The sequence below is a fragment of the Pseudomonas asiatica genome, from assembly GCF_009932335.1.
Taxonomy (GTDB): domain Bacteria; phylum Pseudomonadota; class Gammaproteobacteria; order Pseudomonadales; family Pseudomonadaceae; genus Aquipseudomonas; species Aquipseudomonas asiatica.
Map to the genome: position 1 here is coordinate 1,581,156 of NZ_BLJF01000001.1, position 15,139 is coordinate 1,596,294.

A 15,139-nucleotide genomic window follows, 5' to 3' on the forward strand; every position below is an offset into this window, starting at 1 on the left:
TGTAAAGACTCCAAGAAAAGGAACAGTCATGGCCGAACCGCTCGCTACAACCCCTATCCGCTACAGCTTCGGCGCCGACGAGCACCTGTTTGCCGAAGTCAGCGAGAGCATGTCGCTGGAGGCCTTTTTCAAGGGCATGGCTGTCACCCGCGCGGTGGAGCGGCTGGCCCTGGATGGCGTGCTGGATGTGTGCCTGGCCAACGCCTCGTTCCAGATTCGCTTCGACCCGGACCGTATCGCGCCGCAGGCACTGCTGGAGGCGGTGCGCGGTGCCGAAGCGCAGGCGGTGGCCGAGCGCTCGTTGCAGACACGGATCATCGAGATTCCAGTGCTGTACAACGACCCCTGGACCCATGAAACACTGATGCGTTTTCGTGACCGCCATCAGGACCCGGGCAGCACCGACCTGGAGTACGCCGCGCGGATCAACGGCCTGGCCGATGTCGAGGGGTTCATTGCCGCGCACAGCGGTGCGCCGTGGTTCGTGTCGATGGTCGGGTTCGTTGCCGGCCTGCCGTTCATGTTCCAGATGGTCGAGCGAGAGCGGCAACTGCAGGTGCCCAAGTACCTGCGCCCGCGTACTGACACCCCCAAGCTCACCCTTGGCCATGGCGGCTGTTTCGGCTGCATCTATTCAGTGCGCGGGGCAGGTGGCTACCAGATGTTCGGCGTCACTCCGGCGCCTATCTACGACCCGCAGCAGACGCTGAACTACCTGAAGGAGCACATGGTGTTCTTCCGCCCGGGAGACATCGTGCAGTTCAAACCCATTGACCGCCGCACCTACGACCAGGCGGTGGCGGATGTCGAAGAAGGCCGTTTCGACCTGCGCATTCGCCCGGTGGAATTCTCCCTGGACGCGTTCCTTGCCGACCCGGTCGGTTATCCACGGACTCTGCAGGAGGTGCTGGCATGATCAAGGTACTCAAACCCGGCTTGGCTACCTCGGTGCAGGACCTGGGCCGCGAAGGCTACTACCATCTGGGCATCCCGCCGTCCGGCGCCCTCGACCAGTACGCCCTGAGGGCGGCCAACCACCTGGTGGGCAACCCGTCCGACGCCGCCGGCCTTGAGTGTGCGCTGGTGGGGCCGGAGCTGGAGTTCCAGCGGGATGCCCTGGTGGCGGTTTGCGGTGCGCAGATGCCGGCCTTGCTCGATGGCCGTGAGCAACGCCCGGACACCGCGTTTGCCGTACGTGCCGGGCAGGTGTTGCGTTTCGGCTTCCCTACCGCAGGTGCCCGGGCCTACCTGGCGGTGGCCGGCGGTATCGATGTACCTGAGGTGCTCGGCAGCCGCTCCACCTATGCGTTGGGTGCATTGGGTGGCTTGCAAGGGCGCAAGCTGATGGCGGGTGACCTGTTGCCGGTCGGCATGCCCAGCGGCAAGACCCGCGCCGGCGCGAGCCTGCCGATGGCCTTGCGCCAGGCCTTGGGCGGCGAGGTGGTGCTGCGGGTAGTGCCGGGGCTGTATTTTCACCGCCTGACCAAGGCTGCGGTGCAAAGCTTTTTCACCGAAGCCTGGACGGTCGGCTCCGAGGCCGACCGTATCGGCTATCGCTACAAGGGCGGCAGTGCCTTGAGCTTCCAGCCACGGGAGCAGCCGTTCGGGGCCGGCTCGGACCCGTCGAACATCGTTGACAGCTGCTACCCGATCGGCTCGATCCAGGTGCCCGCGGGGCTGGAGCCGATCATCCTGCACCGTGACGCGGTGTCGGGTGGCGGCTACGCCATGATCGGCACGGTGATCAGCGCCGACCTGGATCTGATCGGGCAGATGCAGCCCAATCAGCAGGCGCGGTTCCTCGAGGTAAGCCTGGAGGAAGCCCTGGAAGCTCGGCGCTCGTACAAGAAGAAGCTGGGTTTCCTGGCCAGATTGTTTGGCTGATTGATGTTTGCGGCGGTGCGCCACCCACACAAGGGCTGGCGCAGTCGTTGCAGGAGCGGCCTTGTGACGCGAAAGGGCCGCCGAGCGGCCCCGGAATTCCGGCATCACAGCGTCCAGACAAGCCAAAAGGAGAAAATTCCTACAGCGCTTTGGGACGCACCACGCTCCTCGAAGAATTGATTCCCCGATAGTGTTCATGTCTTCAGCCTAACTGGAAGACAAGGACCTCTTCATGCCCGGCCCATCTGCTGTTCATATTGGAAAACCCCAGGCCGCCAACGCTGCCCATGACGTAACCGAAAGCAGCCTGCATGCCATGCTCGATGTCCCGGAGGGCAGCGATTCACCTTATCCACCCGGCCAGGGCAGGCGCGCGGATCATGAGGGTTATCCGGCCGACCCGGACTTCCAGCTACGCGGCGGCTTCGCCAACCTGATGCTCGACGCGGCCAACCCGCTGTTCGGCCTGGTCATACGCCTGCGTACGCTGGATGACCTGCCCAACATCGAACATGTGCACAAGACCCTGCAGATTCAGGTCAGCACAATCCGCGAGGAAATACAGCAGCACGGTTATTCCTCTGTGCACCTCGAAGCCTATTCCTATGCCTTGTGCCTTTACCTGGACGAGGCCGTGATGAGTCGCCCCTGGGGGAACAATTCGTGCTGGAGCCACGAACCGCTGCTCAGCATCTTCCATGGCGAAACCCAGGGTGGCGAGAAGATCTTCGTGTTGCTGGAGCGGTTGATGCAGTCTCCGGAGGAGTTCCAGGATGTGCTGGAGTTCCTGTACTTCTGCTTTTGCCTGGGCCTGAAGGGCAAGTACGCCCTGGACCCGAAGTGCGATGAAATCATCAACGCCCTGATTTCGCGGATGCACAAGGTCATTCGTGCACTGCGCGGCCCCACGCCGGAATTCCCGGGCGACCCCTATACCAACGTGGTCCATCGCCCCCACCGCATGCGGCGTCGGGAATGGCCCTGGTGGAGCCCGTTGGTGATCTCCGCCATCGCCATGGTCTGCGCCTACTGCTACTACAGCTACCGCCTGAGCTTGATCACCGCCGAGGTGCTGGAGTCGCTCAACGGCATTTTGCAGCAGTAGCAAAGGGGATCCGCATGCCTAGCCAATCCGACTTGCGCTTCACCTTCCAGCCGCTCGCTGGCCAGATTGACTTCGAGGTGGTTTCGTTCGAACTCGACGAAATGATCAGCTCACCGTTCCAGCTGAAGCTGGAATTGATCAGTTTTGAAGACGAGGTCGACTTCGGCCAGTTGCTCGACCAACCAGTGCTGTTCACGATCTGGCGCGGTGAGCGCCCCCTGCGCTATGTGCACGGCCTGGTCAGCAGTTTCAGCCAGGGTGAGACGGGGTTCTATCGCACCCGTTACCGCGCATTGGTCGAGCCCGTGCTGGCCCGTGCCGGCTTACGTTCGAACTGGCGCATCTTCCAGCAGAAAACCGTGCCGCAGATTCTCGAATTGATGCTCAAGCGCCAGGGCATTGCCCGTTTCGAAATCAACAGCATGGGCGAGCATCAGGTGCGCGAGTTCTGCGTACAGGCCGGTGAAACGGACCTCGATTTCATCGCCCGCCTGGCGGGGGAAGAGGGTTTCGTCTATCGCTTCGAGCACACGCCGAAACATCACCAACTGGTCATCACCGACCGATTGCTGGCGCTGGGACAGATCAGCAGGAGCGCGATCAAGGCCGACGACGAGGATGAAGACTTCTTCGACGAAGACGACATCGGCCCCGACCAGGTGCTGTACCGTGCCAACAGCGGTGGCGACCAGGCCAGGCCTTGCCTGCGCCGCCTGCGTTACAGCGAACAGGTGCGCACTGCACGTCAGGTGCAGCGGGACTACACCTTCACCAACCCGCAGTACCGGCAGGAACACCGCGCAGGTGACAGTGGCATCACCCATCAGTCCCGGGACTACGAGCGCTTCGACTACCCCGGCCGTTACAAGCGTGATGCGGTCGGAGTACCCTTCACCGCCACGCGCTTGACGGCTCTGCGCCATGACGCCCGTATTGCCGAAGTCGAGGGTGACGATGTGCGGCTGCAACCGGGGCTGAGCTTTACCCTCATCGAACACCCGCGCAAAGACCTCAACGCCCATTGGCGTGTGATGCGTGTACATCACGAGGGCAGCCAGTTCACCAGCCTGCAAGAAGAAGCTGCCGGGGCCGAACAAGGAACGCGCTACTCGCAGGAAGCCGTGCTGGTGCCCGGCCGAATCGAATGGCGCCCGGCGCCGTTGCCCAAGCCACGCATCGACGGCCCGCACATGGCCACGGTCGTCGGGCCGCCCGGGGAAGAGATCTACTGCGACGAGTGGGGCCGGGTCAAGGTGAGCTTCCCCTGGGACCGGGAGAGCGAGAACAACGAGTTCAGCTCCTGCTGGGTGCGCGTGTCGCAAGGCTGGGCCGGTGGTAGCTGGGGTTCGATGGCCATCCCGCGCATTGGCCAGGACGTGATCGTCCAGTACGTCAACGCCGACCCCGACCAGCCGATGATCACCGGGCGTACCTATTGCGGCGACCAGCTGCCGCCGTACGACCTGCCCGAACACAAGACGCGCATGACCATCAAGAGCCAGACCCACAAGGGCGATGGCTTCAACGAGCTGCGCTTCGAGGACGAACTCGGCAAGGAAGAAGTGTTCATCCATGCCCAACGGGACCAGAACAATGTAGTCGGCAATGATGAGACCACGCGTGTGGGGCGTAATCGTGTCGAGCAGGTCGGCAATGATGAGCACTTGAATATCGGCAATGACTTCCGCCAGGAAACCGGGGGTGACCATACCCAGCTCATTGGGCAAACCTGCCACGTAGACATCAAGCAGGACCTGATCGAGAAGATAGGCAACGACCGTAGCGAATCAACAGGGGCCAATCACAGGGCCCTTGTCGGGAAAGACGCCGAGCTGGTCGTCAAAGGTACGCAAAAGGTCACCGTCGGGCAGGGCATGGAGCAACATACGACGATCTATCAGCTGCGCGCCAGTGAGCGCATCGAGTTCAGAACCGCGGGCGGCAGCATTGTGCTGGACGGGCAGGGCATCACTATCAACGGGCTGAAGCTCGAGCTGTTGGGGCAAACCAGCGCGGCTGCGTCAGGGGCTGGAAACAGCCAGCCACTTACGCTTGCGCCTGACGCCAGCAACAAGTGCGAGGCCAAGGCCTGATGCGCACTGACAACCTGGCGAGGCTCATCGAAAGCCATCATGGGGCGCACTTGTACTGCCATGTGCTTATAGATCCGCTTGCGACTGCTCACGATGGCGACCACGGCGTGCTTGCCCCGCTGCGCAATGCCCTGGGTGAGCAGGCATTGACCCGTGTGCACCGGGCCGACCTGGCCCATGCCCCCCAACTGCATCCCGTACTGGTCTGCCTGGCTTCGCCCGGCATGGTCCCCAGTCGCCGTCTGTTGGAACTGACCGCCCGAGCGGCGCAGAGGGCGTTGTTTCAGCAACGGCGTTACCTGTGTGGCTGGCTGTTCAGTGAGGCGCCTTCGGCCACTGTCGCGTCCCATCTCACGGCCTTGTGTCGGCTACCCGATTCCAATCGGGAATTTGGCTGCTACCCGGTCTACGAACCCGTCCGGCTGGAGTTGCTTGCGGCGACGTTCGAGCGGCTTGAACAAGGCCCATGGTGGCCGATCAGTGACTGGTTGTTCCTGAGTAGCGGTGGGAGGTTGGCAAGCCTGAAAGGGCAGAGCGGGCAGCGACACCCTTTGCCGACCCCTGCGCGGCGAATTCAGGATGACGTGGGGCTGATCGAACGTGTGCTGGCTACCTGGAGAGTGTTGCGGGCGGGTTCGCAGCACATCAATCAGTGTCAGATTCCACCGTTTGCTGCGGTGCGTGCTTCGAACCATATCGATGATGCACGCAGGTTGGGCCTGAGCGAGATGGAGGACATCGTGGCCTTCGCTCTCCATCACCTGTGCATTCACCCGAGGCTGCATACCGTACCTGCGGTGGGCGAAATGATCGATGCAGCGGCCAGAGGCCAGGCGCCTCTTGCCGCGTTGCTCGCCCGCTACTCCGAGGCGCAATGGCGCCAACTGATCGAATGCCTGCCGAAATCCGAGAATCGCTCATGACCATCAGCCAACGTATTGCCCTCGCGATCGCCGAAGCCGGGCTGCCGCACGACCAGTGCATGTTCTGCGAGCGCCAGGGCCTGCCGATCCTGCCGCTGCGCCGCGCCCTGGTGCCCGATACCCGCCCCGAGTGTGTCTCCACCGTGGCGGATAACCGGCATATCTCGACAAAGATCGGCTTGCGCACCTTGCGCAGGGGCTTCCTGTATGTGCTGCTCGACCAGCAGGTCTGGCATGCCTATGCCGTCAGCGAGCAAGGTCATCTGCGCCGCTTCAACCCTTACGAGCCGCCAGATGGCCCGCCTTCCCCGCTGCCCGAAAAATGCGTGAACGCAGATCACGACATTCCTTCGGCCTTTCTCAACATCGATACCAGCAGGTACGCCAGCGCCTGGCTGGCCTTCTCCAGCGATCCTTGGCCGGTGAGCGTGCTGAACGCCTACAAGAGCGGCGCGTCGCCTGCGCATCGCTTCGAGGGCCTGGACCTGATCCAGGCCCGCAGCAATCCCGAGCTCCTAGGCATCGCCATGACGCCCGATAAGCTTGGGGTCGACCAGCAGGTGTTCGAGTACGCCCAGCATGGCTGTGCCCCCTTCGACAGTGCGCATGGCTTCCACAGCCGCTGGTTGCGCCGGTTCGCCCTGCGAGGGTATCTGGTCAATGCGATCAACCGGCACAAGCTGGAAAACGGCGTGCTGGCGGTGGTGCTCGACGACACTGTCGGGCTGATTCAGGAGTACAACCATCAGCGGCTGAACTGGGTAGTGAAGCGTCAGGCCTGGCGTGAAGAACCGATGCGCGCCTATCAGCTGCAAACCTCGCAGATCCTGCAGATCATTCGCGCCACGCACAGGGAATGGGCGGCGCAGAAGGTGCCGTCGCTGGAACCGCTGACGGGTGATGGGCCGCCGGTGTTCACCGCCCCGGCAGTCGAGCGGCAGCTGTTGGTCGAGCGTGAGCAGGAGAGTGACGAGCGGCTTGAAGAGCGCTACCACGAACCGCAGCGGGCCGCGTTCCAGGCTGACTATGAGCAGCAGGAACGTGAGTTTCAGCGTTACATCGACAAGGACGCGCAGGCGTACGTTGCCTTGTTCGATACGCCCATGTTCAAGGTGGCCGAGGCGTACGACTACGACGGTAACGATCGTGAGTCCGGGGTGGCCTACGCCAAGACCATGGCCCTGTGCCTGGGCGGTGGGGTTACGGAAGCTGTCGTCCCCCGCCTTGAACCGCATGTTCCCGCTTCCGGCACCAGCGAACTGCTCTGGCTGAAATGGCTGCAGGACCCGGACAGCCCGCCCTACCGTGCCTTGCTGATACGCGACCAGGCACTGCTGGCCGGGCTGCTGCCCAGTTTCTCCGCCACAGAAGCGATCAGCTGGAACGACAGCGACAAGCTCTACGGCATGCTGAGCAAGATCATCGCCAGCGATGACGCCGGCTTGCGCATGCGCAATACCCTCAAGCAGGCCATTGCTGAAACGCAGGGTGCGCTCAATGCGGCCAGTCAGCGGCTGGCGCCATGTTTGTCACCTGGTATTCAGAAGGCTGTGCGGCATTTGAACAGTGCCACGCAGTTTCTCTACAACGGCGTCCACCTGATCGAACTGGAAGTGAAGATGAAGCTGGGCGAGTACTACGCGTTGCAGAGCGCCCACCTCCGGGAGTTGCAGCACAAGGCCAATGCGTCGATCGCCGAGGCGCGGGACCGGATGCGCCGCAATATCGATGACTTCGAGTTTGGCTCGATGAAGGCCATGCGCAAGGTGCGGCCGATCATCCAGCATGGGCTGATGAGCCTGGCCGTGCTCGATCCACGGTTCACCAATTCGATGATCAGCGTGACGGTGTGGGTCGAGGGCAAGGCTGAGGAAGTGCATGGGCGGTTGTTCAAGGAGGCCAGCATGGGCGTGACCCAGGCCAGCAGCGCGGCGGAGCTTGCCTTGCTGGATATCTCGGTGGCGGCGGGGACGTTGGAGACAAATGCGCGCAAGTTGTTTCAAGGGATGCAGATCACATCGCAGCAGGCTGCCAGGTTAGTACGGACCGGGTTCTCCGGTTTACGTGGTGTGGCAGGTAGTTGGGAGTTATTGCTGGCGATAGGCGGGTTGTATTTACAGCAGGACAGCCTGGGCAGGAATCAGGAAAAGGCGGAAACGGAGATCGGGCCCAAGGCGTTTGAGGCCAAATTGGCGTTGCAAGGATCGCAGTTGGGCCTGTTGGGAGGGCAAGTCGAACTGGTTGGGCTCATTTTGAGATCAAGTACCGGCCACATGGCTGAGTCATGGGCTAAAAGCACGTCCGGAGCTGGAGTGTCGCTGATAAGGCTCGGTGCAATGGTCAGTGCGATAGCTGGAATTTTTGACACGGTGCAAGCATTTTCTGCTGCTAAACGCGCACTGACAGCAGCGGATAGTAAGGCGGGAGCGCTTTATTATGGTGCAGGGTTCGTATATGGCATCTCCACTGGGGTATTTGCCTATGCAGTTATTAAGTCATTTGTATTAGGGCCTTTAGGTCTGGCTGTAGTGCTGGCGCTCACTGCCTACGCAATCAGCAAGTTGGCTGAGGGAAGCGAATCTACCGCACTAGAGCGCTGGGCACGACGCTGCTACTTTGGTAAGGCTGATGAAAAGCCAGCTGTGCATTGGGATGTTCCTGAGTATGCAGATATTGCATTTGCAGAGCTTAATGCGGCCACGCTAGGCGTGTATGTGGGGGTTCATTTCGAATCCAGGCGCTCAAGCGATCCGGCTGCCTCCAAGATAGGTGGCTTGGTCAGCTTGGAGCTAGAACATCAACTTAAGTTTCGAATTGAATTGCCTGGGTACAGTGATCAGAACTCGGCCTTTCGTTGGACTCTAGTAGTACATCGACAGGGTGACGGAACCTTCCCCGAATTTTTCGGCGGTGAGACTCTTATTGTTGATGAATATCAGGCCTTTCCAGTCAAGGATCTTGCTAAAGCTGTAAAACTCCCTGGCTTTTCTCAGCCAAGGTCGCCTGACTACAAAAGTGATTTTTTGGTGAATAAACAGCGACGATCGTGGGGCTTAGGTGGCTTGCATGTGTCCAGGTTGGAAATCACCGGAGCTGTGGAACTTATGCCGACTATCGGGCTGCATAATATTAGAGCTGCGACACTTTTAGTGATGTATTGGCCAGATAGGAATGTGCCGAATGCCTATGTTGAGGTTTGTGCCAAGGAGGCTAATGAGTGAAAGCTAAGTTCAGGGCTCGGCGGGCTCTTTGTTGGAGTTATGATCTGCCTGATGTCAGCTCGCAGAAGGTTCCGCGTTTTAGTTTTGAGGATATAAATCCATCACCTAACTATCTAGATAAAGTGTACTTGGAGCTTCCTCGATCTACTGTCAGTTTGCGTGGTGTTGCGGTCCTGCTGGGCATTCCAGGGTTGATCGCGTCTTCTGGTGCGCTTATATATTTGTATTTGCTTATGCTGGATGTTAGTTGGTCGCGTGACTGGTATGTTGCTGTTATTATAGTGCTGGTGCCTCTGATTGGAATGTGGGCTGTTGCGTCCTTTGTAAAGATCGACCTAATGCTCCCAAGGGACGAACCAATCCGCTTCAATCGCCTGCGACGCAAAATTTATCTCTATCAATTCAGATTCCACTACATCTATCTGTTCAGCCGCAAACACTGGGGCGTTAAACCGGTCGCCTACAACTGGGACGACGTAACCGCCGAAGTCTACCGAGTCTACGCCCCCGGCCACGGTGGGCTGATCGAAAACGTCATGCTGTCGGTCCGCAACCCGGAAACCAACGAAGTCATCGACCGCGTCTTCTTCACCCACGACCTGTACCACGGTGAAGCCTACTGGGCCATCGCCCGGCTATTCATGCAGCAAGGCCCCGAAGCCCTGCCGAAGTTCGTACACCCACCCCGTGACTGGAACGATGACGATGGCCTGAGCCACATGCATTGCCTGGCACCCAAGGTTAATTGGCCAGAGGAGATAGACCGTGAATCTCGCACCGGGCCATCAGAAAGAGAGACCCAATGAATCCTGTCGTACTTGTAGGCCATCGACATGTCTGTCCGCTGCATGGCATCAACGAGGTAGAAAGCGGCAGTGCAACGTACATCTTCAACGGCAGGGCGGTTGCCAGGGTGGGGGATCGGACCACGTGCGGTGCCGTGATTGAGAGTGGAGCCGAGCATTTCCTGATTGAAGGCGCGGCTGTGGCGCGTAAAGGAGACCGGACGGATCACGGTGGTGTGCTGGAGGAGGGTGATGCTGGGTGGATGCTGGACTGATCAAATGTCTCTTGTACAAGATCGGGCCCACAGATCTCTGTGCGGCTTTGGCCGCGAACACCGGCGCAGCCGGATGGGTTTGCTATCTCGGTGTTGACACCGAGTGCGCCGCGCCACCATTATCCAGCCATATCCACGCAACGGGCTTGCCGGCATGTCCATTTCCAACCACGCCATTTTCGCTTCGGGCTTCATCGCCCAGGCAGGCGCGTGCGTTGCCGTTGCCAAGAAATCCAAGAAACAGCCGCTCATCTGACCGAGGCGCGCTGTCTCGTCAGGTGGGCTGACGAGACAGAAGGCGCCAGGTATACCTGCCAGACCACTTCGACTCTCCGCTCTGCTGACGCTGACTTTCGGTCAACATCAGGAGTTTTTGCATGTCGAATTTCCGTGGTATCTGGATTGCCCTCGTCACGCCATTGCGCGCCAATGAAGTCGACTTCGCCGCCCTGGAAAAACTGGTGAAGAAGCTGCTCGAAGAGGGTGTGGCCGGTTTTGTGGTGTGCGGTACCACGGGCGAGGCGGCGGCGCTGTCCAAGGCCGAACAACTGGCCGTGCTGGATGCCGTGCTGGCCTGGGTGGAGCCGGGCAGGGTGGTGATGGGCTTGTCGGGCTACAACTTGCGCGAGTTGTTGGCCTTCCAGGCTGAAATCCAGCGGCGTGAGATTGGCGGGCTGCTGGTCCCTGCGCCGTGCTACATCCGGCCTTCGCAGGCCGGCATCGAAGCGTTCTTCAGCACCGTGGCGGATGCCGCCAGCGTACCGGTGATCGTCTACGACATTCCCTACCGCACCGGGGTACGTATCGAGCGTGAAACCCTGCGCCGCATCGTGCGCCACCCGCGCATCGCGGCGGTGAAGGACTGCGGCGGTGACAGCGAGACCACCATGGCCCTGATCCAGGACGGCCACGCCCAGGTGCTGGCCGGTGAGGACGTGCAGATCTTCAACAACCTGTGCCTGGGTGGCGCAGGGGCCATTTCTGCTTCGGCGCATGTGCGGGCCGACCTGTACGTGCGCATGCTGCAGCAGGTCGACCATGGCGACTGGGTAGCCGCGCGCGGCACGTTCTACCAATTGCTGCCTTGGATGAAGATGGCCTTTGCCGAGCCCAACCCGGCTGTGGTCAAGGCGGCCTTGCAGCTGCAGGGGCTGATGACCGACGAACTGCGAGAGCCCATGCAGGCGTGCACGGAGATGACCCGGGGCAAGCTGCGAAGCGTTGTGGATTCGCTCGGCGCTTGAGGGTGTACCTGCCGGGCTGTTGTTCTGTTGACGAATGCCCGGCCTTTTGAGCTGCGCTGCCGCGTTGAAAACAAATATCGCTCACTTGGCGCGTCCTTTGTAGGAGCAGCCTTGTGCTGCGAAGAGGCCCGTACTGACAATTCGTATCTGTTGCCTGTACCGGCCTCTTCGCAGCACAAGGCTGCTCCTACCGGGCCCCTGCTAAATTTTCACCTCAGGAGACCGACCTGGCCTCGCCAATCAGGATGTCTTCGAAAAACGCCCCGACCGGCTCGGTAGGGTGGCACAACTGGATCTCCAGCACCCACACCACTTCGCTCGGGACGATTTCCACCTCGGCCAGTTTGTCTTGCCCATACAGCACATGCGGGAAGTCGGCGATGCGATGCCCGGCCAGGTTGCGCTCCAGCTGCCAGCCTTTTACCTGGGCACTGCGCTCGGCGAAGTCGTACAGTTCGCGCCCGGTCAGGCCACGGCCCCAGGCCTGGCGGGTTTCGTCGAACACCTCATGCAGTGCCTTGACGCAGGCGTGGTGCAGCTCGTGCTGGCCGAACACGAAGGTGTCGCCATAGTCGCCCTCATAGCCATCCCATACAGGGCCGACGTCGATCACGACGATATCCGTAGTACGTAATACACGTTGCAGATCAATGCCTTGGCGCGGCGTGCGCACGGTGTCGTCGCCAAAGCGGATGTAGGTCGGGTGCCAGGTGTGCGATGCACCCATCGCCTGCAAGGTTTGCGCGGCCATCTCCAGCGCCTGGGCAGTGGTCATGCCGACTTTCAGCTGGTTCGCTACCGCAGCAACGGCCCGCACCGACTGCTCGCGGGCAGCGAGCATGCCGTCCAGCGAGTAGCGTGGGCCGACTTTTTCAAGCTCCGGGTGCAACGGGCTGGCTGTTGAAGCCTCTGGCGCCAGTGTGCCGCTGGCAACGAAAGCCTCCGCGACAAAACGATGGGCCTGCAGGCCTGCCGCGAGGCACTGCTCGCGAACCTGGCTGATCATCGCCGCATTGCCGCAGGCATAGACCTGGGTGTCGGCCCAGCGATGGGCCTGGGCCAGCGCTACCTGCTGCACCCGCGCCTGGTCCGATAGCACCGGGTACCAGCGAAAGTGAGCGTGTGCACGGCTGGCCTGATCGAGAAACTCACGGTCATAGAAGTCGGCGTCCGATCTGCCGCCCCAGTACAACGTGACCTCGGCATCACCTGCCAGGGCGGTCAGCAGCAATGGCTTGATGCCGGCGTAACCTGTGCCAGTGGCGAACAGCACCAGGGGGCGCTGGGCCTCGTGCTGCCAGGTGCAGGCACCCACCGGTCCTTCCAGCTTCAAGGTGTCACCTGCTTGCAGGGTTGGCAGCAGGCGTTCGGTAAACAGGCCGCCGCTTACCTTGCGGATGTGAAACACCAGTTTCCCCTGGTCCCGGTCGGGCAGGTTGGCGATGGAAAAACAGCGGCTATCGCCGTTGGCGAGCCGAATTCGTACGTACTGGCCAGCCCGTACCGCCAACGGCTGTGCAGGCTGCAGCACCAGTTCGATGATATCGGCGCTCAGTTCGCGTTTACCATGTACCTGCGCGTGGATTTCCAGTGTCTGGGTTTCCAGGGACCAGCCGGGGATTTCCAGGCGCATGTCGCTGCAGGCGTGGCTCTGGCACAGCAACATTTCGTCGTCGGCCAGGGGGTAGCAGGGCGCCGGCATGTCTGCCGTCCGCTGCTTGTCCCGATACTGCCCCGACACCACCTTGACCTTGCACGACCCGCAGGCGCCGCGGCGGCATGAGAAGGGCACCGGCAGGCCGCTGGCGAGCATGGCATCGAGCAGCAGCTCCTGGCTGGCGTCGAAGGTTTTGCCCGAGGGCGACAATTCAATGACGTGGCGGTTCTGCATGGGCATCTCGGGGCAAGTGGAGGTTCGATTGTTGCTATAGTCCAGGACCAGTAGAACCTCCAGTTTCGGTTAATTCACATGGTCCAGCTTCGCAAATGGCAGCCGCTGCTCAAGCTCGACGGGGCGCAGCCGCAGGCTTCGTACAGGCAGATCGTCGAGGGCCTGGTAGCCGCGATCTCCGAGGGCCGCCTGCGCCCCGGTACGCCGTTGCCCGGCACGCGGGAAATGGCGCAACTGCTGAACGTCAATCGCAAGACGGTGATCCTCGCCTACGAGGAAGCCGAGACCAAAGGCTGGCTGGAAAGCGTGCAGCGCCGTGGCACCTTCGTCAGTCGGCAGCTGGCGGCTGGCACCCTGGCCGAGCCCGATGCAGCGCAGCCTTTTGCCCTGGTGCTACAGGAGGAGCCTGCCGTTGCCTACTTCGCGGCCAACGAACAGGCTGCCGCGCAGCAGGATCGGCCGGGTGCGCTGTTCTTTGACAACGGCGCCTGTGACCACCGCCTGCTGCCGCAGACCGTTCTGCACCGCTATTACCGTAATGCCTTGCGCAACAGCTTTGCCGCCAACACCGTGCGCCATGGCAGCGCGTGCAGCAGCCACTCCCTGCGCAGCGCCTTGGCCGACATGCTGCGGCACAATCGCAGCCTGAACGTTGGCGCCGAGCATATCTGCCTGACCCAGGGCGTGCAGATGTCGCTGTACCTGGTGGCTAGCGTGCTGCTCAAGCCTGGTGACGTTGTGCTGGTCGAACGCCTGAGCTATCCGCCCGCGTGGGAGATCTTCCGCCAGCTGGGCGCCCGGCTGGTCACCGTGGACCTGGATGAGGAGGGCTGTCGGGTCGAGCAGATCGATGCACTGTGCCGGCTGCACCAGGTACGCATGCTGTACATCACACCCCATCACCAGTTCCCGACCACGGTCAGCCTGCCTGCCGGGCGCCGGCAGCAGTTGCTGGAACTGGCGCGGCAGCACGACTTCTGCGTGGTCGAGGAAGACTACGACCATGAATACCACTTTGCCGGGAGGCCTTACCTGCCGCTGGCCAGCGACCGTCAGCAGCGGCACGTGATCTACATTGGCTCATTGTCCAAGTCCCTGGGCAGTACGTTCCGTTGCAGTTTCATCGTGGCGCCGGCGGAGGTGGCTGCGGCGCTCGAACGCAGGGCGACGCTGACCCTGGGGCAGGGTGATGCGGTGATGCAGCAGATGCTGGCGGACTTGATCAATGATGGCGAACTGAAGAAGCACTTGCGTCGGGTCACCCGGGAGTATCGCCGACGTCGAGAGACCCTGTTGGTTTGCTTGCGCGATGCCTTTGGCGAGCAGGTAACCGTGCGCGAGCCGGAAGGTGGGCTGGCGCTGTGGGTGAGGTTTGCTGACGAGATCAATGTGGATCAGTTGGTTGGCAAGGCGTTGGAGTTGGACCTGGTGGTACGCAGTGGCCGGCAGTTTTCGCCGTTTGGTCATGCGGAAAATGCCTTGCGCCTCGGGTTTGCCTCGCTGGACATGGATGAAATCCGGCTGGCTACACAACGTTTGGCGCAGGCGGCGAAGGCGATTGCAACATCGGTCCAGCGCAATCCCTGTGGGCGATCACCCAGCCCTTTGGGCTGCGCTGTCGAGTAGAGAACTGAATTCGCAAGCGGTCCGCGTACCCTGTGGGAGCGGCTAATGCAATGAGTTATGGGTAGTTCCATGAGAGCTGACTTGCCGGTGCC

12 protein-coding genes are annotated in these 15,139 nt (G+C 61.3%); 11 read left to right on the plus strand and 1 reads right to left on the minus strand.

Going from position 1 to position 15,139, the window contains the following annotated elements; all coding sequences use genetic code 11:
* The first annotated feature begins 28 nt into the window (after window positions 1–28).
* The 10 genes from GYA95_RS07450 (at window position 29) to dapA (ending at window position 11,530) form a co-directional block, all read left to right on the plus strand.
* Window positions 29–916: a 5-oxoprolinase subunit B family protein gene (locus tag GYA95_RS07450; protein ID WP_013972123.1), complete on the plus strand. Its 888-nt coding sequence runs from the start codon at window positions 29–31 to the stop codon at window positions 914–916.
* Window positions 913–1,884, plus strand: coding sequence for a 5-oxoprolinase subunit C family protein (locus GYA95_RS07455; protein ID WP_015270005.1), 972 nt, complete (start codon window positions 913–915; stop codon window positions 1,882–1,884). Before GYA95_RS07450 ends, GYA95_RS07455 begins: the two co-directional genes overlap by 4 nt.
* A 232-nt stretch (window positions 1,885–2,116) precedes the next feature.
* The gene (gene icmH / locus GYA95_RS07460; protein WP_015270006.1) at window positions 2,117–2,989 is read left to right on the plus strand and encodes a type IVB secretion system protein IcmH/DotU; all 873 of its coding nucleotides are present in this window, start codon (window positions 2,117–2,119) and stop codon (window positions 2,987–2,989) included.
* A gap of 14 nt (window positions 2,990–3,003) precedes the next feature.
* Window positions 3,004–5,082: a type VI secretion system Vgr family protein gene (locus GYA95_RS07465; protein ID WP_015270007.1), complete on the plus strand. Its 2,079-nt coding sequence runs from the start codon at window positions 3,004–3,006 to the stop codon at window positions 5,080–5,082.
* The gene (locus tag GYA95_RS07470; protein WP_015270008.1) at window positions 5,082–6,005 is read left to right on the plus strand and encodes a hypothetical protein; all 924 of its coding nucleotides are present in this window, start codon (window positions 5,082–5,084) and stop codon (window positions 6,003–6,005) included. The genes GYA95_RS07465 and GYA95_RS07470 overlap by 1 nt, the downstream gene beginning before the upstream one ends.
* Entirely contained in the window at window positions 6,002–9,226 is a 3,225-nt protein-coding gene (locus GYA95_RS07475) for a T6SS effector BTH_I2691 family protein (protein ID WP_015270009.1), read from the plus strand. The genes GYA95_RS07470 and GYA95_RS07475 overlap by 4 nt, the downstream gene beginning before the upstream one ends.
* A complete protein-coding gene (locus tag GYA95_RS27865; protein ID WP_226989608.1) occupies window positions 9,223–10,032 on the plus strand; it encodes a DUF6708 domain-containing protein in 810 nt (269 codons plus the stop codon). Before GYA95_RS07475 ends, GYA95_RS27865 begins: the two co-directional genes overlap by 4 nt.
* Window positions 10,029–10,286, plus strand: coding sequence for a PAAR domain-containing protein (locus GYA95_RS07485; protein WP_015270011.1), 258 nt, complete (start codon window positions 10,029–10,031; stop codon window positions 10,284–10,286). The genes GYA95_RS27865 and GYA95_RS07485 overlap by 4 nt, the downstream gene beginning before the upstream one ends.
* Window positions 10,287–10,389: 103 nt before the next feature.
* Window positions 10,390–10,542: a hypothetical protein gene (locus tag GYA95_RS27610; protein WP_023661540.1), complete on the plus strand. Its 153-nt coding sequence runs from the start codon at window positions 10,390–10,392 to the stop codon at window positions 10,540–10,542.
* A gap of 121 nt (window positions 10,543–10,663) precedes the next feature.
* Window positions 10,664–11,530 (plus strand): 4-hydroxy-tetrahydrodipicolinate synthase, encoded by an 867-nt coding sequence (dapA, locus tag GYA95_RS07490; RefSeq protein ID WP_015270012.1) that lies wholly within the window; start codon window positions 10,664–10,666, stop codon window positions 11,528–11,530.
* A gap of 214 nt (window positions 11,531–11,744) precedes the next feature.
* Here dapA and GYA95_RS07495 read toward each other — a convergent pair whose 3' ends face one another.
* Complete coding sequence (locus tag GYA95_RS07495) at window positions 11,745–13,421, minus strand: NAD(P)H dependent flavin oxidoreductase family protein (protein WP_085986370.1); 1,677 nt, start codon at window positions 13,419–13,421, stop codon at window positions 11,745–11,747.
* A gap of 78 nt (window positions 13,422–13,499) precedes the next feature.
* On the opposite strand from GYA95_RS07495, the gene pdxR reads away from it, so the two are divergent.
* Complete coding sequence (gene pdxR / locus GYA95_RS07500) at window positions 13,500–15,047, plus strand: MocR-like pyridoxine biosynthesis transcription factor PdxR (RefSeq protein WP_015270014.1); 1,548 nt, start codon at window positions 13,500–13,502, stop codon at window positions 15,045–15,047.
* Window positions 15,048–15,139: the final 92 nt, after the last annotated feature.